Here is a 22,837-nt window from a genome sequence, read left to right as displayed (position 1 = left end):
GCAGAACTAGGTTCAGCTCATATAATTCGTTTTTCTAGTAGTGGCATTTACCACATTCTTTTCCACCAAGCTGCGCAATCGTTACTGATTCCACATCATACTTCTTTGCCAACTCTTCATGAATCTTAGCATAGTAGCCGTTTCCTTTTAAGTCAACCGCAGTTTCCTTATGACAATCCATACACCAGCCCATCGTAAGCGGAGAGTATTGATACATCTCTTCCATTTCTTCAACAGGTCCATGACATTTCTGACATGCCACTCCACCGGCCGTTACATGCTGTGCATGGTTAAAGTAGGCAAAGTCTGGCAGCTTATGAATTTGAACCCATTTAATCGGTTTTTGTTCATAGCCTTCTATATAGGTCAGGTTTTCAGGATCCCATCCGATAGCATCATATATTTTTTGTATTTCAGCATCATAAAAAGCCTTGTCTCTTTCTGAAGAAACAGGTCCTGTATATTCAGAAATGCTTTTATGACAATTCATACATACATTTACTGAAGGAATTCCAGAGGTTTTACTGTGTTTTGCCGAAGAGTGACAATATTGACAATCCACTTTATTATCACCAGCGTGAATTTTATGAGAAAAAGCAATTGGCTGTATTGGCTGATAATCCTGGTCAAGTCCAATGTCCATTAAAGTATCAAAAAGAACATAGGCCGTAAGAATCAAAACGAAAATCGTAGCAGCTATTTTTAAGAATCCATTATTACTTGCAACAAAAATCCAGGCAATAAGCACTAACAGCACAAGGATCACAACATAACTCATCCATGCACTTGAAGTTTTCGGTGTCGCAACAGCATCTGCTCCAGCAACTGCAGCAACCTTTTGCACATCACCAACCGTTGTATAAGCAATAATAGCATCAATATCTTCATCAGACAACTGAGGGAAAGCAGTCATCGGCATTCCATTGTACTCATTGAAAACATCAATTGCATCCTGATCGCCACTGGCTCTTAAGGCATTATTATCTTTAATCCATGCTCTTAACCATTCAGCACTTCTCTTATCAGCAATACCACCTAAGGCAGGTCCGATTAACTTTTTATCTAGCTTGTGACATGAAGCACAATTTGTCTGAAACAACTTCTTACCAACCGCAACTTTTGGATCCACTTCCTGAACCGCCGCAACATCAGCTGCAGCTTCTTTCGGTTCTCCATCTGTATAGGCAAGTATATCATTAATATCCTGTTCTGACAACTGAGGATAAGGTGTCATCGGCATACCATTATATTCATTAAAAATATCAATCGCATCCTGATCTCCTGTTGCTCTTAAAGCATTGTTATCCTTGATCCAAGCCTGTAACCATTCGTTTTCTCTTCTGTCGTTGATCCCTCCCAATGGCGGGCCAATTAACTTTTTGTCTAATTTATGACATGCCGCACAATTGGCATTGAACAGCTTTTTCCCATTGGCGGGATCGGCTTCTTGTGCAGTAAGACTAAATGAGATTAAAAAAAGGAAAGAAAGGCTGATTAAGAATTTCTTAAATGAACTGCTGGGCATTACAATTTTCATTTGCATTGTTTACGTTATATTAAAAGCACCGTTTTAAAGTGCAAAATATTCCAACACTTATATAAAAATATGACAAACATCATATAATATAAAAAGATTGTGCAAAAATACATTTTCTTACGTATAGACAAAGTATTAAATATCTGTTAATATTAATTTATAATCATTCTAAATAACGAAAAATTAACCTATCTTAAAATATTCTTTTAGATTTGTAAAAAAAACCAATTTATGCGTCATTCATCTAAATTATATTTCTTTACCACCTTAATAATGGCCCTGTTCTTTCAGAACCATTTATTGGCACAGACTGAGGATGGCGTTGTGCGCATTGAAAGTAGCGCCCATGTAGACCAGATGGTTGCTCAAAAAAAGGAATACAACAAGTCATTAGACAAGATTAATGGCTTTAAAATCCAGATCTATTACGGCAGTGAAAAGGAGTGTTATGAGGTCAAGGAAGAATTTACATCTTTATTCCCGGAGATTGCCACTTCCATCATTTTTAGCACCCCTCAATGGAAGCTTCAAATCGGAAATTACAGAACCAGACTCGAAGCGGACCATGCCATGGTTGGCATCAAGAAGGAGTATCCTTCCGCCATAGTTTTAGCCACTGAGATTGACTTAGAATAAATAAATTCTCACACTTATAATTCTCCGTATGAACGAACATTTAGATGCCTCCAATAAGAATCTAAATCCAGAGGAATTTGATCTTGAAAAAAAACTGAGACCACTGTCATTTGATGACTTTGCAGGGCAGGATCAAGTACTTGAGAATTTAAAAATATTTGTAGAAGCAGCCAATCAAAGAGAAGAAGCTCTCGACCACACGCTGTTCCATGGCCCTCCCGGCCTTGGAAAAACCACTTTGGCACATATTATAGCCAATGAATTAAACACCAACATTAAAGTAACATCAGGACCGGTACTGGACAAACCCGGCGATCTCGCAGGTCTACTCACCAACCTGGGCGAAAGAGACGTATTATTTATTGATGAAATTCACAGACTAAGTCCTGTTATTGAAGAATACCTCTACTCTGCCATGGAGGATTACAAGATTGACATCATGATTGAGTCAGGTCCAAATGCCCGGACAGTTCAGATTAATCTCGAACCATTTACACTTATAGGTGCAACGACAAGATCAGGCTTACTCACTGCGCCCATGCGCGCCAGGTTCGGCATAAGCAGCAGATTACAGTACTATACTACTGAATTATTGACACATATTATTCAACGTAGTTCAGGGATTTTGAATGTTCCCAACTCCATGGAGGCTGCCATTGAAATTGCGGGAAGAAGCAGAGGAACACCGAGAATAGCAAATGCCTTACTCAGACGTGTCAGGGATTTTGCTCAGATCAAAGGAGACGGTACGATTGACATCAAAATTGCTAAATATGCACTCAACGCATTGAATGTAGACAAGCATGGCCTGGATGAAATGGACAATCGAATTTTAAGCACCATCATTGACAAATTCAATGGAGGACCTGTTGGAATCAGCACCCTTGCGACTGCAGTGGGTGAAAATGCAGAGACCATTGAAGAAGTCTATGAGCCCTTCCTGATACAGGAAGGATTTGTAATGAGAACTCCTCGTGGAAGAGAAGCTACGGCCTCCGCGTATACCCATCTGGGAAGAATAAAAGGAACATCGCAAGGCGAGCTTTTTTAAGGCTTTTATATTCCAGGTAAAGACTTGGGCTTATTGAAGGTTCAATTAAATAAATTCTATTCCTTCACCTTGGGAATATCAGATCAAACCATTATTTAACTTGATTAACAAAGAAAGACATAGTCATTGGATAAAAAATGAAGCTGCTCGCCTCGGCTTTACTGCCTGTGGCATATCGAAAGCTGCATTTCTGGAAGAAGAAGCAAGTCATTTAGAACAATGGCTGAGCAATAATTATCATGGAGAGATGCGCTATATGGAAAACCACTTTGATAAAAGACTGGATCCAAGCCTGCTGGTTCCCGGATCAAAAAGTGTTATTTCTCTAATGTATAATTATTTCCCTCATCAGCATCAGGACAAAGAAAGTTATCAAATATCAAAATATGCCTATGGGCAAGATTACCATCATGTAATCAAGGACAAATTAAAAGATCTTGTGAAAGCCATGCAGCTGGAAATGGGGAGTTTTCATGCACGGGTATTTACTGACTCTGCTCCGATAATGGAAAGAGCCTGGGCCAGAAAAAGCGGATTAGGATGGCTGGGCAAACACTCCCTTTTAATTTCGAAGAAAAAAGGTTCTTTTTTCTTTTTAGCTGAAATCATTCTTGATCTTGAACTGAGTTATGACACGCCTTTTAAAACAGATCATTGCGGTTCCTGTACCAAATGTATTGATGCATGCCCTACCGATGCCATACTACCCAATAACACCATCGATGGAAGCAAGTGTATTTCTTATTTCACCATAGAATTAAAAGATGCGATCCCCGGACAATTTAAGGGACAGTTTGACGACTGGATGTTTGGTTGCGATATTTGCCAGGATGTTTGCCCATGGAACAGGTTCTCAACACCCAACAAGGAAAGTGATTTTGATGCTGATGAACGCTTATTGAAGTATTCCAAAGCTGACTGGCAGGACATCACGAAAGAGGTTTTTAATGAAATTTTTAAAATATCTGCAGTAAAAAGAACCAAATTTGAGGGCTTTAAAAGAAATATTGAGTTTCTAAAAAAATAAATAACAGCAAAGGCACTTTGAAATAATTTACCTTTGTACAAAAGATAAAAACATACTGAATGGCAGCCAAAATTAAAAAAAATGACGCGTTAGCATACCACCAAAATCCAACACCAGGTAAAATCCAGGTGGTTCCGACAAAAAAGCATTCTACACAGAGAGACCTCTCTCTGGCGTATTCACCAGGAGTTGCCGAACCTTGTTTAGAAATAGAAAAGAATGAACAGGACGTCTATAAATATACTGCCAAAGGAAATTTAGTAGCCGTAGTTTCAAACGGAACCGCTGTACTCGGATTAGGTGATATTGGTCCTTTGGCCTCCAAGCCTGTCATGGAGGGAAAAGCGCTGCTCTTTAAAATTTTTGCAGATATTGATGTGTTTGACATCGAGGTTGATGCAAAAAATGTAGATAAATTTGTTGAAACTGTAAAGGCTATTGCTCCTACTTTTGGAGGCATCAATCTAGAAGATATTAAGGCCCCTGAAGCATTTGAAATAGAAAAAAGGTTAAAGGAAGAATTGAATATTCCGGTCATGCATGACGATCAGCATGGGACAGCTATTATTTCTGCGGCGGCCTTAAAAAATGCCTTGGAAATTGCAAACAAAAAAGCTGATGAAGTTCGCATCGTTATTAATGGTGCAGGTGCTGCAGCCATTTCCTGTACGCGATTGTATAAGAAACTTGGTGTTTTAAAAGAAAATATCATTATGTGCGACAGCAAAGGCGTTTTGCGGAATGACAGAACCGATCTGAACGAACAAAAAAAGGAATTCTCCACAGATCAGGATGTTCACACTCTTGAGGACGCCATGGTAAATTCAGATGTTTTAATCGGGCTCTCCGTTGGGGATATTGTCACGCCAAAAATGCTCTTATCCATGGCTAAAAACCCCATTGTATTCGCACTGGCCAATCCAAACCCTGAAATTGGTTATACATTAGCAGTTGACACCAGAAAAGACATTATTATGGCAACAGGAAGGTCTGACCACCCTAATCAGGTAAATAATGTTCTAGGGTTTCCATTTATTTTCAGGGGCGCTTTAGATGTCAGATCCACCAAGATCAATGAAGAAATGAAAATGGCCGCTGTTCATGCACTTGCAGATTTAGCCAAGGAAAGTGTGCCGGAACAGGTTAATATTACCTACAATAAAAAGAACATCACCTTTGGTAAAGATTATATCATTCCAAAACCATTTGACCTCAGGCTTATCAGTGAAATACCTCCTGCTGTTGCCAAAGCTGCCATGGAGTCCGGAGTGGCGCAACAACCCATAAAAGATTGGGATGCCTACAAAGAATCCTTAATCGAAAGATTGGGCACCGGAAGTAAATTAATGCGACTTATTACCAGCAGAGCGAAATCTGATCCTAAAAAAGTAATATTTGCCGAAGCTGACCAGTTAAGTGTTTTAAAGGCAGCACAGATCGCTTATGATGAAGGAATTGCAATTCCTATTTTACTGGGAGATAAAACGGCTATTGAAAGTCTGATGAAAGAAATTCAATTTGAAGGTGACATTACCATTATTGATCCCAAATCAAAAGATGAAGAAAAGCGTCGCAACGCTTTTGCAGAAATTTATTGGAGAAAAGAGCAACGAAAAGGTATGACCTTGCTGGAAGCTCAGAAATGGATGCGAGAACGCAACTATTTTGCAGCGATGATGGTCAACGAAAACCACGCGGATGCATTGGTTACGGGTTATACAAGAAGTTATCCTACCGTGGCAAAACCGATGATCGAACTCATTGGGAAGATCAAAGGAATTCGAAAAATCGCCGCCACCAACCTCATGCTGACAGAAAAAGGACCTCTGTTCTTATCGGATACTGCGATGAACATTAATCCGAATGCCAAAGAATTAACTGAAATAGCCAGAATGACGGATAAGACCATGAAAATGTTTGGCTTAACACCAAACCTGGCCATGGTGTCATTTTCTAATTTTGGTTCTTCTAAGTCGGATTCCGCCGTAAAAATGTCTGAAGCGGTAAACTATCTGCACAAGTTCTTTCCTCATGTTAATATTGATGGGGAATTACAGGCGGATTTTGCATTGAATGAAAAGATGAGGGTTGAAAAATTCCCTTTTTCCAAATTGCAAGGCAAGAAAGTCAACGGGTTGATCTACCCCAATCTTGAATCGGCGAATATTAGTTACAAATTATTAAAGGAGATTCATTCGTCGGATTCGATTGGCCCCATCATTATGGGACTTCAAAAACCTGTCCACCTCATCCAGTTAGGAGCCAGTGTAGATGAAATTGTCAATATTGTTTGTATTGCCGTAGTCGATGCCCAAAGCAGAAGAAAAAAATAAGGCATTGAACCTTCAAATCCTATTTTTATTCATGTCATATCCGGGTTTTGGAAGGACTGTAAAAGTCGGTTGATAATGTTATTAAATTAAGTCTGACATTTTCATTTAAAGCGCTTAAAATTATTACATTTGAATCCATCACGATTCAAAATTTATGATTACACATATTCAAGGAAAAATGGTCGAGAAAAATCCCGATCATGTGGTTGTTGAATGCAATGGTTTGGGCTATCACATCCATATTTCTTTACAAACATTCTCCAACATACCAGATCAGGAAAACCTGAAATTATATACACATCTCGTCATACGGGAAGATGCTCATATTCTATTTGGTTTTTACACAAAAACGGAAAGAGAAATCTTTAAACTGTTAATTTCTGTTTCTGGCGTTGGACCGAGCATTGCCATCACGATGTTGTCTTCTATGGATACCCAGGAAATTCAACAGGCCATCGGCAGCGAAGACGTCGCTAAAATTCAATCTGTAAAGGGAATCGGATTAAAAACAGCACAAAGAGTAATCGTTGATCTGAAGGATAAGATTTTAAAATCTTACGAAATTTCAGAAGATTTATCAGTTTCAAACAATACAATTAAAATTGAAGCGTTATCAGCTTTAGAAGTCTTAGGATTTTCTAGAAAAAAAATTGAAAAAGTTATACAAGTTATTTTACAAAATTCTCCGGATATAAGTCTGGAGGAACTGATTAAACAAGCGCTTAAAAACTTGTAACTGTTGATCAAAATAAAACGATTTAAATATAATCTCCCTATTATATTAATTGTGCTTTTATTAAGCACGACTTTTGCCTCGGCTCAAATAAATTCGGAGAATAATTCAGTAACTAGCGGTCAATCAACAACTTCAGCCAGAAACGACACAATTCAACCACTTCCATATTCTTTTAACAGCAACCAGAGCGGGAGCTTATTTCTGAACGATAACAAAGAACTTGAAGTCATTTACGATCCCAAAACCGGGAACTATATTTTGATGGAAAAAATAGGCGACTATTACATCAAATATCCTACACAAATGACCGCTGAAGAATACAAGGATTACCGCCTGCAGCGTGATATGCTGGAGTATTCTAAAGACAAGATAAACGCCATTAGCGGCAAGACCAAAGGAGCTGATGACGTACAGAAAAACCTTTTACCCACTTACTATGTAAATTCCAACTTTTTTGAAAGTGTCTTTGGAGGAAACAATATTGATGTGAATGTCCAGGGTTCGATTCTGGTTAAAATGGGTTTGATTTACCAACGTGTTGAAAATCCGCAGCTTTCTGAAAACAATCGACAAAGCACCACTTTTGATTTTGATCAGGAAATTAATGCCAGCTTAAATGCAAGAATAGGAACCCGATTGAGGGTACTGGCGAATTTTGACACCCAGTCGACCTTTAATTTTCAGAATATGGTCAAGTTGGAATACACACCGACCGAAGATGATATTATTCGAAAAATTGAAGTGGGTAATGTCTCCATGCCCATTAGAAACTCACTGGTTTCTGGTGCCCAAAACCTTTTTGGAGCCAAAATGGAATTGCAGTTTGGAAAAACGACCGTGACAGGTATTTTTTCTCAGCAACGATCGCAAACGAGAAGTGTTTCGGCACAAGGGGGAGCTGTTTTGAACGAATTCGACTTTAAGGCGAGTAATTATGACAACAACCGTCACTTTTTTATAGCACATGCATTCAGAGATAAATACAACGATGCCTTGTCAAATTTTCCTTTGATCAATAGTACCATAAACATTACCCGAATAGAGATTTGGGTAACCAACAGGAACGCCACCACGACAGGAACCAGAAATATTGTAGCGCTGGCTGATCTCGCTGAAAACGATCCAAACAATATTGGCCCTGCCAATGTAACTGCCATTCCTGGCGCCCAGGACCCTTCAAATGAGGCCAATGATCTAAACAATCTTTTGACCTTGAATGGCCCGATCAGAGACATTTCTACCGTAGGTAGTGCCTTATCACCATATGCCATGTCACAAGGCAGGGATTATACCATTCTCGAAAATGCGATTAAGCTTGTTCAAGGTGTGGATTTCACAATGAATGCACAACTGGGTTTTATAACTCTGAACAGAAGGTTGGTAGATAGTGATGTACTGGCCGTTGCCTATGAATATTCTGATGGTACTGAAGTTCATCGAGTTGGTGAATTTACGGACGCAGGGGTGATTGCTCCTGATAATCTTGTGGTAAAAATGCTGCGGTCAGAGATCATCAATCCCAACATACCCATGTTTGATCTTTTGATGAAAAACGTGTATGAAATTCCAGGGGCTTTTCAGTTACAAAGTGAGGGCTTTAGATTGGAGCTTCTTTACTACGATGACAGTACGGGAGAACCAGTGAACATCTTACAAAATGCACAGACCCCGGGGGTGAATGACCGAACCCTTCTTAACCTGTTAAATCTCGACCGACTCGATCAGAACAATAATAACAAACCTGAGGGAGACGGTTTTTTTGATTATGTAGAAGGCATTACCATCGATTCACCAAACGGTTATTTCATCTTCCCTTCGATTGAACCTTTTGGAGAAGATCTGGACGACATTCTTGTTCCTGAAGATGAAGTCTATATTTTCAGGGAATTGTATGACAGAACCCAGGCGGAGGCTCAAAATGATTTTCAACAAAAAGATAAATACTCCTTTAAGGGGTATTTTAAATCTGATGGAAAAAGTGGCATCCCTTTAGGTGCCTTTAATGTTCCCAGAGGATCTGTAAAAGTTACCACTGGTGGAAGAGAACTGGTGGAAGGTGTAGATTATGTGGTTGATTATAATATTGGAAATGTTCAGATCATCAACCCGACACTGATTGCTTCTGATGCTCCTATCCAGGTAGATGTTGAAAACAACATAGGATTCAATCAGCAGAGAAGAAGGTACATGGGTGTGGATGTATTACATGTCTTTAGCGATAAACTTGCCGTGGGTGGTAACATCATCAACCTCAATGAAAAGCCATTAACTCAAAAAGCTCAATTTGGAGCAGAACCGGTCAATAATACGATTATTGGAGCCTATCTCACCTATAGAACTGAAGTACCAAAGTTGACGAAATGGGCCAATGCCCTTCCCAATATAAATACGGATGTACCATCCTACGTTTCTGTCAGATCTGAACTAGCCTATTTAATTCCAGGTACGCCAAAAGGAATTGATTTGGAAGGAGCTGCGACTTCTTACATCGATGATTTTGAAGGCGCTCAGATACCCTTAGATATTAAATCGCCAAAGCAATGGTTTACGGCCAGTACCCCGCTGGGGCAGAGTGGTGATCTTGATTTTACCAATGGAAACGTTGCAGCTGGGCTTCCTCCTGAACTGTTAACAGGAGCGGAACGATCTAAATTTTCATGGTATAATATTGACCAAATATTCTACGGATCTTCGTTACGACCGCCAAATATTGACTCTGATGAGTTGTCAAGAGCTGAAGTGAGACAGGTAAATTACAGTGAACTTTTTCCTCAGGTGGACCTGGACGTCACGCAGTCCAGTATCATCAGAACATTGGACCTGGCATATTTTCCAGCCGAAAGAGGTACCAATAATTATGATGATGGCTTCGGGGGGGATGGTAAATATATCAATCCGGAAGACAGATGGGCTGGGGTAACAAGAGCGTTGACAACTACAAACTTCCAGCAGGCCAATATTGAATACGTACAGTTCTGGTTAATGGACCCTTATGAAAACTACTCCATTCAACCTGAAGAAGGCGGACCTGTGAGCCCTCCTACCCTTCAGGATATGCAGGGAGAATTGTATTTTAATTTTGGAAACATTTCTGAAGACATCTTAAAAGATGATCGAAAAATGTTTGAAAACGGTCTTCCAATTGACGGCATTCAAATTCCCGGAAGCAATATCGAATCGACTCCCTGGTCGTCCATCCCAACTGATCAGTCTTTGCTTTACGCCTTTCCTGAAAGTGACGAAGCCAGGTTGAATCAGGATCTCGGACTTGATGGTGTTAATGATGCGGACGAGACAACAAAATATGGGAGTGTTTTTGGAGATGACCCGTCTGCTGACAATTTTCATTATTTCAGGGGAACGGATTACGACACGGAAGATGCCTCCATCATCACACGGTACAAAGATTTTAGTTTGACTGAAGGGAATTCTCCTACGATTAATAATTCTGTTGAAAACTACCCCACCTCTTCTACCACCTATCCGGACGTAGAGGATATCAATAAGGATCAAACCATGAGTGCCATTGAAAGCTACTATCAATACAAGGTTTCTCTGGATAAAACAGATCTTGTTGTCGGTCAGAATTACATTGTTGACTCAAGAGTTACAACCGTTAATTTACCAAACAATACAACACAAACCACTACCTGGTACCAGTTCCGAATTCCCATTACAACACCCGAAGATCCGAATAATATCATCAATGATATGGCTGGTTTTACTTCGATTCGTTTTATGAGAATGTTCCTGACCAAATTCAAGATTCCTGTAGTTTTGCGATTTGGAGAATTACAACTTGTCAGAGGAGACTGGAGAAGGTATACAAAAACACTTGATGACAATATTCAACCTCCTCAGGAAATCTCACCCGATGAAAATCAAAAATTCGAAGTTGGTGTTGTTAATATTGAAGAGAATGAAGACAGACAACCGATTCCTTACAGACTTCCTCCCGGTATTGAAAGAGAGCGTTTGCAGGGAACAACTACCATCCAACAGCAAAATGAACAATCCGTAACCGCCAAGGTGACTGATCTGCAACCCGGAGACACAAGAGCTATTTTTAAGAATACCACCTTTGATCTTAGGATGTATAAACAGCTAAAAATGTTTATTCATGCGGAAGGAATTGTAGGAGATATTGAAGTAAAAGATGATGAATTGATAGGAATTGTTCGACTAGGAAGTGATACCGATGATAATTATTATCAATTAGAGATACCGTTAAAAATCACGCCTTTTACGTCAACCACGGCAGAGGAAATCTGGCCTTTTGAAAATAATGTGGACGCAGATATTGAAGCTTTTGGAAATCTCAAGCTTGAAAGACTGGAAGTAGGTGCCCCTGTAAATCAATTATATCCGCAACCTCAACCTGGAGAAGCTGCCGAATACCGCATTCGGGTTAAGGGAAATCCAAACTTATCCAATATCAGGACCATCATGCTGGGTGTTAAAAATAATAGCAACCTTCCCAAAAGTATGGAACTCTGGTTCAATGAATTACGTGTGTCAGATTTTGACAATGAATCAAGCTGGGCAGCCATTGTAAACGCCGACGCCAACTTAGCTGACTTTGCCGATATCTCTTTAACAGGTAGCATGCATACTGTTGGGTTTGGAAGTCTTGATCAGATGGTTAATGAGAGAAGCCAGGATGAATTAAAACAATATGGATTGGTTTCCAATATCAATATCGGACAATTACTTCCGCGAAGGGCCAGCATGAGTATTCCGATCAACTTTAGTTTTGGAGAAGAATACAGAGATCCTAAATACGACCCAAGATTTCAAGATGTTTTATTTCAAAACGGATCCACGGATAGTGACCTGGCAAGAGATTATACCCAGAGAAAAAGTTTAAATTTTATCAATGTCCGAAAGAACAGGACCTCTCAAAGTGGCAAACCTCATTTTTATGATGTAGAAAATTTATCCCTCTCCTATTTGTACAATGAAACCTATCACAGAGATTATAACATTCAAAAATTTATTGATCAAAAAGTTCGTGCCTCTGCAAACTACACACATAGTTTTCAGCCTAAGGTGATAGAACCATTTAAGTCCTGGGGTCTGGTCAGTGACAAGGCCTATTTACAGTTTATAAAAGATTTTAACATCAATCTGCTGCCGACTTCATTTGCAATCAACTCGAATATCATCAGAACGTATAATGAACAGTTGTCAAGATCATTGGTGGAAGGTTTACCGGATTTACCATTGCTACAGCAAAGAAATTTTATGTTTGACTGGGATTACCTTGTGGCATACAACCTCACAAAATCCTTACAGTTTTCATTAAGGGCTTTGAACAATTATGTCTATGATGAATTTGACGATGATGCAAACATCCAGCTCTATGATAACTTCTTCAGAATTGGCAGACCTGATCATTACCATCAAACCTTTAATGTCACCTATAAAATTCCTTTTGATAAGTTCCCAGTATTGAGTTTTATCAATGGAACCTATAATTATACGGCGGATTATGATTGGCAGGCGCCAGCCTTCACCATGATTGATGCCATCGGAAACACCATCCAAAATGCCAATACACATAATTTAACGGCTGATATGAATATGGACCGATTGTACGATTATATCGGTTTGTCAAAATTATTCACAAAACGAAAGACGGTCGATGTAAAACAGGACCCTGAAACCGGGCAGCAACTCAAAGCTAAAAAAGGTCTCTCTACAGGGCAGAAAGTGGGTCGTGTAGCTGTGGACATCTTAACTTCCGTGAAAAACATCCGTCTTTCGTATACGGAAAATAATGGTACTTTTTTACCAGGTTTCGTGCCTGAATTTGGCTTTTTGGGTCAAACAAATTATTCCGGAAGTCTGGCACCAACCTTTGGATTTGTTTTTGGTAGTCAGGCTGATATTTTAGACAAAGCCATTACAAGTGGCTGGCTACTATCCAGAGATCCTAATGATAATTTTTACGCAAAAAATTACAGCAGGTCTCATTTTGATAAATTCGATTATTCGGCCAATGTAAAATTTACCCGTGATCTTGATATTGAATTATTTGGAAACCGGACCTATACAGAAAGTTTTAACCAGCAGCTGGATGTCATAAACGGAGTATTGGATAATACACCTCAAAATGCTGTCGGAAATTTTAGTATTTCTCAACTAATGCTTGGCGCATCTTTTAAAAATAACAGTGAGTTGTTTCAGGAATTTAAAGACAATCGTGCCATTATTTCTCAGAGACTTGCAGATGATACCGGAGCAGACATCGATGGTTTTGGAGGCACCAGTCAAGATGTGGTTCTCCCTTCCTTTTTGGCCGCTTACACCGGAAAAGATGCAAACTCAGTCCAGTTGACGGCTTTTAGAAAAACACCGGTTCCTAACTGGAGAATTTCTTACAAAGGCCTGATGGCCATTCCTTGGGTAAAGACAAATTTCAGAAGTTTCACTCTAGAGCACAGTTATCGTTCTATTTATTCTATTTTATCATTTTCCAATAACCTGAAATACGATGCTGACAATCCTTACGAAGATGTAAACAGGGATATTGCAGGAAACTACAATCCTCAAAAGCTTTATAACGGCGTGAATATGATAGAAGAATTCTCCCCTTTGATTCGTGTCGATTTCAAATTAAAAAATTCCCTTTCAGTCAGGGCTGCCTTCAACAAAGACAAAGCCTTGAATTTGAATTTTAACAACAATACCATTACCGAAGTTTCGGGTGAAGAAATTGTATTGGGCATGGGCTATCGCATCAAAAATGTGAAAATGAAATTTAAATCCAATAGTGGTGGCGGATCAACGACCTTTCAGGGCGATATCAATTTAAAACTCGACATGGGTATCAGAGATAACCTTACCATTGTGAGAGCGTATGGAATTGAAGATGAAATTGATAATGATCAGATTACCGGAGGTCAGAGTTTGGTGTCCTTTAAATTTCTTGCTGATTACTCTTTAAATAAAAATTTACTCACCTCCTTTTTCTTTGACTATAATAATTCTAAATTTGCAATATCAACAACCTATCCCCGTACTTCGATTAATGGAGGTATTAGTGTAAGGTATATTATAGGAAATTAATTTAAAGCTTAAAAAATGAACATACCAGAAAATTTAAAATTCACTAAAGATCATGAATGGGTAAAAATTGAAGGCGATATTGCAACTGTGGGCATTACAGATTTCGCGCAAGGTGAACTTGGTGACATTGTGTACGTAGATGTTGAAACGGTTGATGAAAGTATTGATCAAAATGAGGTGTTTGGTAGTGTGGAAGCTGTAAAAACAGTATCGGATCTATTTATGCCATTGAGTGGTGAGATTATTGAATTTAATGAAATGCTGGAAGATGCTCCTGAAAAAGTGAATTCTGATGCCTATGGTGATGGATGGATGATCAAGATAAAATTGAGTAATGAATCAGAAATCGACGGTTTATTAGATGCTGCAGGATATAAAGAAGTTATTGGAGCGTAATTCACTGCTCATTGCCATTGTTGCTACTATAATTCTCGCGGTTTTAAGCCTCAGTGCCGTACCCAAAATAAACATGGGACTGGGAATAAAATCAGCTGATAAATATTTGCACTTCATCGCTTATTTCGGACTTACCATATTATGGTATTTCGCCTTGAAAGACAGAATACACGAAAAGGTGTTTAAATTTTTTGTACCTTTAGCATTAATCCTTTATGGCATCATTCTTGAAGGTCTACAAAGTGGACTAACTACATACAGAACCGGTGATATTTATGATGCATTGGCAAACACTGCAGGTGTTATGGTAGCCTTATTGGTTTTCAAAAGATTATTAAAGTGGTACAGGACAATTTAAAAATTACTTGTTTTTGTGCAGATTATTTCATTAAATTAGCGCAGTATAAAAATTTTAAGAGAAAATGGAAGTAAAAAAGAACCCAAAAGCGAATCTGGAAAAGCATAATAAACAGTTTATGTTGTTAGGTTTGGCCCTGGCTCTCATTCTTATTTACATAGGAATTGAATGGAAAACGTTTGAAAGAACTGTTTCTGACCTGGGATTAGCGAATATTGAGGCTGAAGAAGAAATTGATATACCAATTACTGAAAGAATTCAAGAAATTAAACCACCACCTCCACCACCTCCAGCACCTGAAAAAATTGAGATAGTTGAGGATGAGGCGGATATTGAAGAAACCGTGTTAGAATCTACTGAAACAGATGAATCTGAAGCCGTTGAAGTGGAAGAAATTGAAGAGATCGTTGAAGATGAGGAAGTGATTGATGATGTACCATTTGCAATTATTGAAAACGTGCCTGTTTACCCTGGTTGTAAAGGAAGCAATGATGAAAAGAAAAAGTGTATGGTTGAAAAGATTACCAAACACGTAAACAGAAAATACAATACTGGTCTGGCTGGAGATCTAGGTTTGAGTCCAGGAAAGAAAAGAGTTTATGTTCAATTTAAAATTGACAAAACCGGAAAAATTACAGACGTTAGAGCCAGAGGGCCGCACGCAAGATTAGAAAAAGAAGCGATCAGAGTAGTGAAGCTATTACCTGATATGACACCTGGTAAACAAAGAGGAAGACCTGTAGGTGTAAAATATACACTACCCATTACACTGGTAGTTGAGTAATTCTCTCCTTAAAGCATTGAAAGACCATATATAAAAATTTATATGGTCTTTTTTTTTGTCCAATGATTAGTGAACTTGCCATTCAGGTATCCTGAATCTAGTTAAACATGATAAAAATCATATTTTATTTTTCACTAATCAGCTAACTTAGAAGGTATTATAAACCACATCTATCATGTTAGCGAAAAAAAGTACCCAGGCACAATTATCACCTCATAGAAAACTCTTCTTTCAATTAGGACTTGTACTTACGCTGATCATAATATATATAGGGATCGAATGGAAAACTGTAGACCGATACGTTGGAGAACTTCAACAAGTATCCATAGATTCAGAAGAGATCATTGAAATACCCATTACTCAAAGGATCTTAGAAGTAAAACCTCCACCTCCTCCTCCACCTGCTCCTGAAAAAATTGAAATTGTGAACAATGAGGAAGATATCATAGAAACGGTATTGGAATCAACCGAAACTGATGAATCCGAATTTGTAGAAGTTACAGAATACGAAGATATTGAAGAGATTATTGAAGAAGAAGAAATGTTAAAAGATATCCCTTTTGCCATTATTGAAGAAGCTCCGGTATATCCCGGATGTAAAGGGAACAAAAAAGATCTTCGAGATTGTTTACAGGAGAAAATCAACAAGCATGTGCACAAACATTTTAATGCTGATATCGCACAGGATCTTGGCTTGACCGCGGGAAAGAAAAAAGTCTATGTTCAATTTAAAATTGATAAAACAGGAGACATCGTGGATATCAGAGCACGAGGACCTCACAATCGTTTGGAAAAAGAAGCCGTACGCGTTGTGAAACTTCTACCGCAAATGACCCCAGGTAAACAGCGCACCAAACCGGTACGGGTATCCTACACCCTCCCAATAACACTTGTTGTCATACAATAAAAGTACCTAAACTACAGGACTAAGAAGCCCTTCTATTCTTTATGAATCTAATGGCAGGTATCAGTATAAATTTGTAAATTTGAATTTATAAATGACGTGAATGATTCCAAATCTAAATAATTTACCTTCTTACGATTCTGTTGGTGTTCAAGAACGAGTTGACAGGTTTTGTAAGAGGAGTATTAAAAAATCCTCCAAGGTTGAAGGCTTAAAATTAGCTCTTAGTATGATTGATTTGACAACCCTGGAAGGTAAAGACACCCCGGGGAAGGTTCAGCAATTGTGCTATAAGGCGCTGCACCTTCATGATCGATTAGAAAATATTCCTACAGTAGCCGCAATTTGTGTTTATCCAACCTATGTTAAGATTGCAAAAACTGCTTTGGGAAATTCCGGGATTCAAGTTGCCTCAGTGGCAACTGCCTTCCCAAGCGGGCAATCCAGCAGAAACACCAAAATTATAGACACAAAATTTGCGGTTGATCAAGGAGCTGATGAAATTGATATGGTGATTTCAAGAGGTGAGTTTTTGGCTGGAGAATACAATTTTGTATTTGATGAAATAGCTGCAGTGAAGGAAGCTTGCGGTAAAGCACACTTAAAGGTTATTCTCGAAACTGGAGAATTAGATACTTTGGACAATGTGAGAAAAGCCAGTGAAATTGCTATGTATGCCGGAGCTGATTTTATAAAAACATCTACGGGGAAGATTCAGCCTGCGGCAACCATGCCCGTAACCTATGTAATGCTTGATGCGATTAAAGATTTTTATCTGAAAACGGGTACTATTATCGGAATGAAACCTGCGGGAGGGATTTCCACTTCAAAAATTGCCTTGCAGTATTTGGTGATGCTCAACGAAGTATTGGGAGAAAAATGGATGAATAAGACCTATTTTAGATTTGGAGCAAGTAGTTTGGCCAATGATATTCTAATGCAATTAGTAAAATCTGAAACAGGTTTTTATCAATCCTCTAATTATTTTTCAAAGGATTAAACATGACAAAAAAAACAGACAGCACAGTGTTTAAGGCTTCATGGGCTTATGAACCAGCCCCGGAAAGTACCGATCACATAGAAGTTAAAAAACAATATGATCTTTTTATCGACGGAGAATTTGTTGCTCCTTCAAAGGGAGTCTATTTTGATTCAATCAATCCGGCGAACCATACATTTATTTCGAAAATTGCAGAAGCCTCTTCAGAAGATGTAGATAAAGCAGTAGTAGCGGCTGGGAAAGCCTTTAAAAAATGGTCTGCACTTTCAGGCAGGGAACGGGGAAAATATATCTTTAGAATCGCAAGACTGATTCAGGAAAGGGCGAGAGAATTATCCGTGATTGAAAGCCTGGATGGCGGAAAACCAATTCGTGAATCAAGAGACATAGATATTCCTCTTGCTGCAAACCATTTCTTCTATTACGCTGGCTGGGCAGATAAACTTTCTTATGCCTTCCCGAATCGCGAAGTAAAACCTTTAGGGATTGTTGGCCAAATCATCCCATGGAATTTTCCATTATTGATGGCTGCCTGGAAGATTGCACCTGCTTTGGCTACTGGAAATACCATCGTACTTAAACCCGCTGAAACAACACCTTTAACAGCCTTAAAACTGGCTGAAATTATCAAAGATAGTGGCCTTCCCAAAGGAGTTGTGAATATTGTGACGGGTGCAGGCGAAACAGGAGCCGCGATTGTAGAGCATCCTGATATCAAAAAAATAGCCTTTACAGGTTCTACGGGAGTCGGAAAATATATTCAAAAGGCAATTGCCGGAACTGACAAGAAGCTAACGCTTGAATTAGGAGGCAAAGGTGCTAATATTATTTTTGAAGATGCAGCCATTGACCAGGCGGTGGAAGGTATCATCAATGCTATATTCTTTAACCAGGGACATGTGTGTTGCGCAGGTTCGCGTTTGTTTGTGCAGGAATCGATAGCAAAAACAGTTATAGAAAAACTTAAAGGACGCATGAATTCGTTAATGATCGGTGATCCTTTGGATAAAAATACAGATATCGGTGCGATTAATTCTGAAAAACAATTGCAAACGATTGAAAATTATATTGAAATAGGTTTGAATGAAGGTGGTGAAATTTACCAACCTGATTGTGATATCCCGGAAAATGGAAACTGGTGTAAACCTACACTGTTCATAAATGTATCGCAATCACATCGCATTGTTCAGGAAGAGATATTTGGTCCTGTTTTAGCAATTCAAACTTTTAGAACGATCGATGAAGTAATTGAAAAGGCAAATAATACACCATATGGATTGTCTGCTGGTGTCTGGACTGAAAAGGGCGCCAAGATATTTCACCTGACCCAGCACTTAAAAGCGGGTGTCGTTTGGGCCAATACATTTAATAAATTTGATCCGACCTCTCCATTTGGTGGTTATAAGGAAAGTGGCTTTGGAAGAGAAGGCGGTCTTCATGGCCTTAAACCCTATGTAAAATTTGAATAATATGAGCAGGATAGACATACTTAAGACGTATAAATTATATATTGGTGGTAAATTTCCAAGAACAGAATCCGGCAGGTATTTTCCGTTGCATGATAAAAAAGGACAACTTCTGGCCAATATGTGTTTAGCATCACGTAAGGATTTTAGAAATGCAGTAGTTGCCGCAAGAAAAGCCCAGGCTTCCTGGCAACAAGCGACTGCCATGAACAAAGGTCAAATCCTTTACAGGATCGCCGAAATGCTAGAAGGTAGAAAGGATCAGTTTGTTTCTGAGCTTACGATTCAAGGTTACAGTTCAAAAAAAGCCAAAGAGGAAGTTGAAGCTTCCATTGACAGGTTGGTGTATTATGCCGGCTGGAGTGATAAGTATCAACAGTTATTCAGTGCTGTAAATCCAGTTGCCAGTGCTCATTTTAATTTTTCTGCACCAGAACCTATGGGGGTCGTTTCCGTTGTTGCCCCGGAAGAACAAGGCTTGTTGGGTCTTGTCTCTGTGATCGCTCCGGCTATGGTGGGCGGTAATACGATGATCGTATTAGCCAGTAATTCCTTGCCATTAAGCTCGATTTCCTTTGCTGAAGTATTGAATTCATCGGATGTACCGGCAGGTGTCATAAATATCCTTACAGGAGAACGAAAAGAATTGCTTTCCCATATGGCTTCACATATGGATGTGAATGCAATTATTTATGCCGGCAACAACTCGGAGGAAATTAAAGGTATTTCAGAACTTTCAAGTGAAAACATCAAACGTGTAATTATTCACAAAAAGAAGGATTGGCTGGGAGATCAAAATGAATCGCCCTATTTTATAGAAAAAACTCAGGAAATAAAAACCACCTGGCATCCAACCAAAGTATAAATCTAAATTTTAAAGAGCCTTAAATCATATTTTTATGGGAAAACAAGATTTTTTTGCGCATGAATCTGCTGTTATAGATGATCCATGTATCATTGGAAAAGGAACGAAAATCTGGCACTTTAGTCATATTATGGCTAATTGCAGTCTTGGAGAAAATTGTAACGTTGGACAAAATGTTGTGATTTCACCTGATGTCCATCTTGGAAAAAATGTAAAAGTTCAAAACAATGTTTCAATTTATACCGGGGTAAATTGCGAGGATGATGTGTTTTTGGGGCCTTCGATGGTTTTTACCAATGTCATCAACCCTCGAAGTGCTGTGAATCGTAAAACTGAATATATGAAAACGACCGTTAAGAAGGGTGCAAGTATAGGAGCCAACGCTACTATTGTCTGCGGTAACGATATCGGTGAATTCGCATTTATAGGAGCAGGCGCTGTGGTCGTAAAAGAAGTTAAACCATATGCTTTGGTTGTTGGGAACCCATCAAAACAAATTGGTTGGATCAGTGAATTTGGGCATCGTCTTCAGTTCGATGAAAATGGAATTGGTATTTGCCCCGAAAGTCATGAAAAATATCAATTAAAAAATGAGCTTGTTCATAAAATAAATTAGATTTGTAGCGTTTTACTTTTAGTCAAAACCCAGTGGCTTTAATAACCGTACCAAATTCATATGAGACATTTTCTTTTTTTCTTATTGATCAGCCTATCAATTGCCTTGCAGGCTCAAGAGAGTAAACCTCCTGTATATCCGGGATGTGAAGAAGTTCCTCTTGATGGTATCATGGCTTGTTTTAATGATGAATTAAAAGCAGCGGTCATTGAGGAATTTAAGGTGCCTGAAATCGCTGAAAATGAAGATTACAAAGGCACGATTAAGATTGTTTTTGTCGTTAGTAAAGAAGGACAGTTCGAAGTGCTCTATGTCAATGCCATGTACCAGGAATTAGAGGATGAAGTGCATCGGGTATTTAAAACCCTCCCCGCTGTGCAAGCCCCCACCTATAACGGGCGTGCCATAGATGAAAGATACCAGCTCCCAATTGCTATTCCATTAAGTGACAATACGAAAGAAGTAGTTGTTGTTGATGATAAAAAAAGTATGGATGATGCGATTCCCGATCTCGCTGACACCTTATTTCCAGAATTTCAAAGTGAATTAAATATTCCCTTTGTCCATCAGGAATATGATGATATTATTTATCATATGAATATGGATGAAAACACGCATACTGCCTCTAAACCTTATTTATTTAATGAGGTGAAACCTTATATTAACTTAGAAGCGAAAAGAACCAGCCTTTTAAAAAACAGAGAAACATGGGGTGGTCGTAAATTACATAACGAACATTTAGCTTTGGTAAAAGGCAAAAACTATTGGTTCACCTTAAATCCTGTTTTTGACCTGCAACTGGGGAAAGACAATTCAGACTTAGAATATACCTATAATAATACACGGGGTTTACAGATTCAAGGCTCTTTGGGTGAAAAGTTTAGTTTTTCGACCTCATTTTATGAAAGCCAGGGAAGGTTTGCAGAGTATGTGAATGATTATATTGAATTAAGAAAACCTAATGAAAGTGCAGGAGTGGTTCCTGGCAGAGGAAGAGCCAAACGATTTAAAGAAGATGCTTTTGACTATCCGGTTGCGGAGGCATATCTGAGCTATACCCCAAACAAATTCTTTAATTTTCAATTTGGGAATGGTAAAAACTTTATCGGAGACGGTTACCGGTCTATGTTTTTGTCCGATGTTGCTTCACCATACCCATTCTTAAAAATCAGCACTACGTTTTGGAAGATCAAATACACCAACCTATGGATGTGGATGGATGATGTAAGACCTGACGCAATTACTGGTAATTCTAATTTCAGAAAATACGTGGCCATGCATCATTTAAGCTGGAACGTGACCAAGCGATTTAATATAGGCCTGTTTGAATCTGTGATTACCAATGAAGAAAGTAGCCCTAACGGTTTTGATATTTCTTTTTTTAATCCCATTATTTTTTATAGATCTGTAGAATTTAACCGAGGATCTAGATCTGGAAATGCTAATATTGGTCTTAATATGAAGTACAGAATCAAAGATAATATCAGTGTTTATACCCAGTTTTTAATTGATGAAATGACAACCAGCAGGGTATTTGACGGAACAGGATACTGGGGCAATAAATTTGCCTTCCAATTAGGTGCTAAATATTACAATGCTTTCAAAGTAGATGGATTGATGCTGCAAGGAGAATTTAACTGGGTAAGGCCGTATACCTATGCACATGGGGATACTAAATTAAACTCTGGGCATTTCAACCAGCCTTTGACTCATTTATGGGGAGGAAATTTTTATGAAGCGATCGGAATTGCCCGCTACAAAAAAGATCGCTGGTTTGGGACTGCCAAATTGATTGCCGGTAAAAAAGGATTTGACTTTGTTTCAGAAGGTGAAGACACCAGTTATGGTGGCGATATTTGGCGCTCTTATAACGAAAGAGTTGCTGATGAAGGCAATGATGTCGGTCAGGGAAATTCTACGGATATTTTTGTCGCTGATTTCCAGGGAGGCTATGTGGTGAACCCTGTGACGAATTTACAATTGTTCGGTGGGGTTACTTTTAGAAACTTCTCTCCGGGTCCGGATCCATCAGGAAATGTGATTTCTGAAAACAATAC

At 38.8% G+C, this 22,837-nt stretch carries 16 protein-coding genes; 15 read left to right on the top strand and 1 reads right to left on the bottom strand.

The window, feature by feature from the left end:
* Positions 1-34: 34 nt before the first annotated feature.
* Positions 35-1,537 carry a c-type cytochrome gene (locus ACR2MV_RS14625; RefSeq protein ID WP_434022829.1) on the bottom strand — a complete coding sequence of 501 codons (1,503 nt, stop codon included), beginning with the start codon at positions 1,535-1,537 and terminating at the stop codon, positions 35-37.
* A gap of 231 nt (positions 1,538-1,768) precedes the next feature.
* Between ACR2MV_RS14625 and ACR2MV_RS14620 the strand changes: the two genes are divergently transcribed.
* The 15 genes from ACR2MV_RS14620 to ACR2MV_RS14550 all read left to right on the top strand — a co-directional run.
* Positions 1,769-2,173 carry a hypothetical protein gene (locus ACR2MV_RS14620; protein WP_434022828.1) on the top strand — a complete coding sequence of 135 codons (405 nt, stop codon included), beginning with the start codon at positions 1,769-1,771 and terminating at the stop codon, positions 2,171-2,173.
* Positions 2,174-2,201: 28 nt separating this feature from the next.
* A complete protein-coding gene (ruvB, locus tag ACR2MV_RS14615) occupies positions 2,202-3,224 on the top strand; it encodes a Holliday junction branch migration DNA helicase RuvB (protein WP_434022826.1) in 1,023 nt (340 codons plus the stop codon).
* A gap of 100 nt (positions 3,225-3,324) precedes the next feature.
* Positions 3,325-4,251, top strand: a complete 927-nt coding sequence (queG, locus tag ACR2MV_RS14610) for a tRNA epoxyqueuosine(34) reductase QueG (protein WP_434022824.1) — start codon at positions 3,325-3,327, stop codon at positions 4,249-4,251.
* A 59-nt stretch (positions 4,252-4,310) separates the two neighbouring features.
* Positions 4,311-6,584, top strand: a complete 2,274-nt coding sequence (locus ACR2MV_RS14605; RefSeq protein ID WP_434022823.1) for an NADP-dependent malic enzyme — start codon at positions 4,311-4,313, stop codon at positions 6,582-6,584.
* Between the two features lie 154 nt (positions 6,585-6,738).
* The gene (ruvA, locus tag ACR2MV_RS14600) at positions 6,739-7,320 is read left to right on the top strand and encodes a Holliday junction branch migration protein RuvA (protein WP_434022822.1); all 582 of its coding nucleotides are present in this window, start codon (positions 6,739-6,741) and stop codon (positions 7,318-7,320) included.
* 51 nt (positions 7,321-7,371) lie between these two features.
* Positions 7,372-14,391 carry a cell surface protein SprA gene (gene sprA, locus ACR2MV_RS14595; protein ID WP_434022820.1) on the top strand — a complete coding sequence of 2,340 codons (7,020 nt, stop codon included), beginning with the start codon at positions 7,372-7,374 and terminating at the stop codon, positions 14,389-14,391.
* A gap of 15 nt (positions 14,392-14,406) precedes the next feature.
* Positions 14,407-14,787, top strand: a complete 381-nt coding sequence (gene gcvH / locus ACR2MV_RS14590; RefSeq protein ID WP_434022818.1) for a glycine cleavage system protein GcvH — start codon at positions 14,407-14,409, stop codon at positions 14,785-14,787.
* A complete protein-coding gene (locus tag ACR2MV_RS14585; RefSeq protein ID WP_434022816.1) occupies positions 14,753-15,145 on the top strand; it encodes a VanZ family protein in 393 nt (130 codons plus the stop codon). The genes gcvH and ACR2MV_RS14585 overlap by 35 nt, the downstream gene beginning before the upstream one ends.
* Positions 15,146-15,209: 64 nt before the next feature.
* Positions 15,210-15,929 carry an energy transducer TonB gene (locus ACR2MV_RS14580; protein WP_434022814.1) on the top strand — a complete coding sequence of 240 codons (720 nt, stop codon included), beginning with the start codon at positions 15,210-15,212 and terminating at the stop codon, positions 15,927-15,929.
* 175 nt (positions 15,930-16,104) lie between these two features.
* A complete protein-coding gene (locus ACR2MV_RS14575; RefSeq protein WP_434022813.1) occupies positions 16,105-16,836 on the top strand; it encodes an energy transducer TonB in 732 nt (243 codons plus the stop codon).
* A gap of 100 nt (positions 16,837-16,936) precedes the next feature.
* A complete protein-coding gene (gene deoC, locus ACR2MV_RS14570; protein WP_434022812.1) occupies positions 16,937-17,833 on the top strand; it encodes a deoxyribose-phosphate aldolase in 897 nt (298 codons plus the stop codon).
* 2 nt (positions 17,834-17,835) lie between these two features.
* On the top strand, positions 17,836-19,302 hold the full coding sequence (locus ACR2MV_RS14565) for an aldehyde dehydrogenase family protein (RefSeq protein ID WP_434022810.1): 1,467 nt from the start codon (positions 17,836-17,838) through the stop codon (positions 19,300-19,302).
* A 1-nt stretch (position 19,303) separates the two neighbouring features.
* Positions 19,304-20,164, top strand: coding sequence for an aldehyde dehydrogenase family protein (locus tag ACR2MV_RS14560; protein WP_434022809.1), 861 nt, complete (start codon positions 19,304-19,306; stop codon positions 20,162-20,164).
* Between the two features lie 34 nt (positions 20,165-20,198).
* Positions 20,199-20,780, top strand: coding sequence for an acyltransferase (locus ACR2MV_RS14555; RefSeq protein WP_434022807.1), 582 nt, complete (start codon positions 20,199-20,201; stop codon positions 20,778-20,780).
* A gap of 60 nt (positions 20,781-20,840) precedes the next feature.
* A partial coding sequence (locus ACR2MV_RS14550) for a gliding motility protein RemB (RefSeq protein WP_434022806.1) occupies positions 20,841-22,837 on the top strand: 1,997 nt, incomplete at its 3' end.

Origin of the sequence: Lutimonas sp. (assembly GCF_051011215.1) — a bacterium.
In the GTDB taxonomy this organism is placed as follows: Bacteria; Bacteroidota; Bacteroidia; order Flavobacteriales; family Flavobacteriaceae; genus Lutimonas.
Note: the sequence above shows the minus strand (reverse complement) of the source record. Positions and strands in the feature narration are given on the sequence as shown.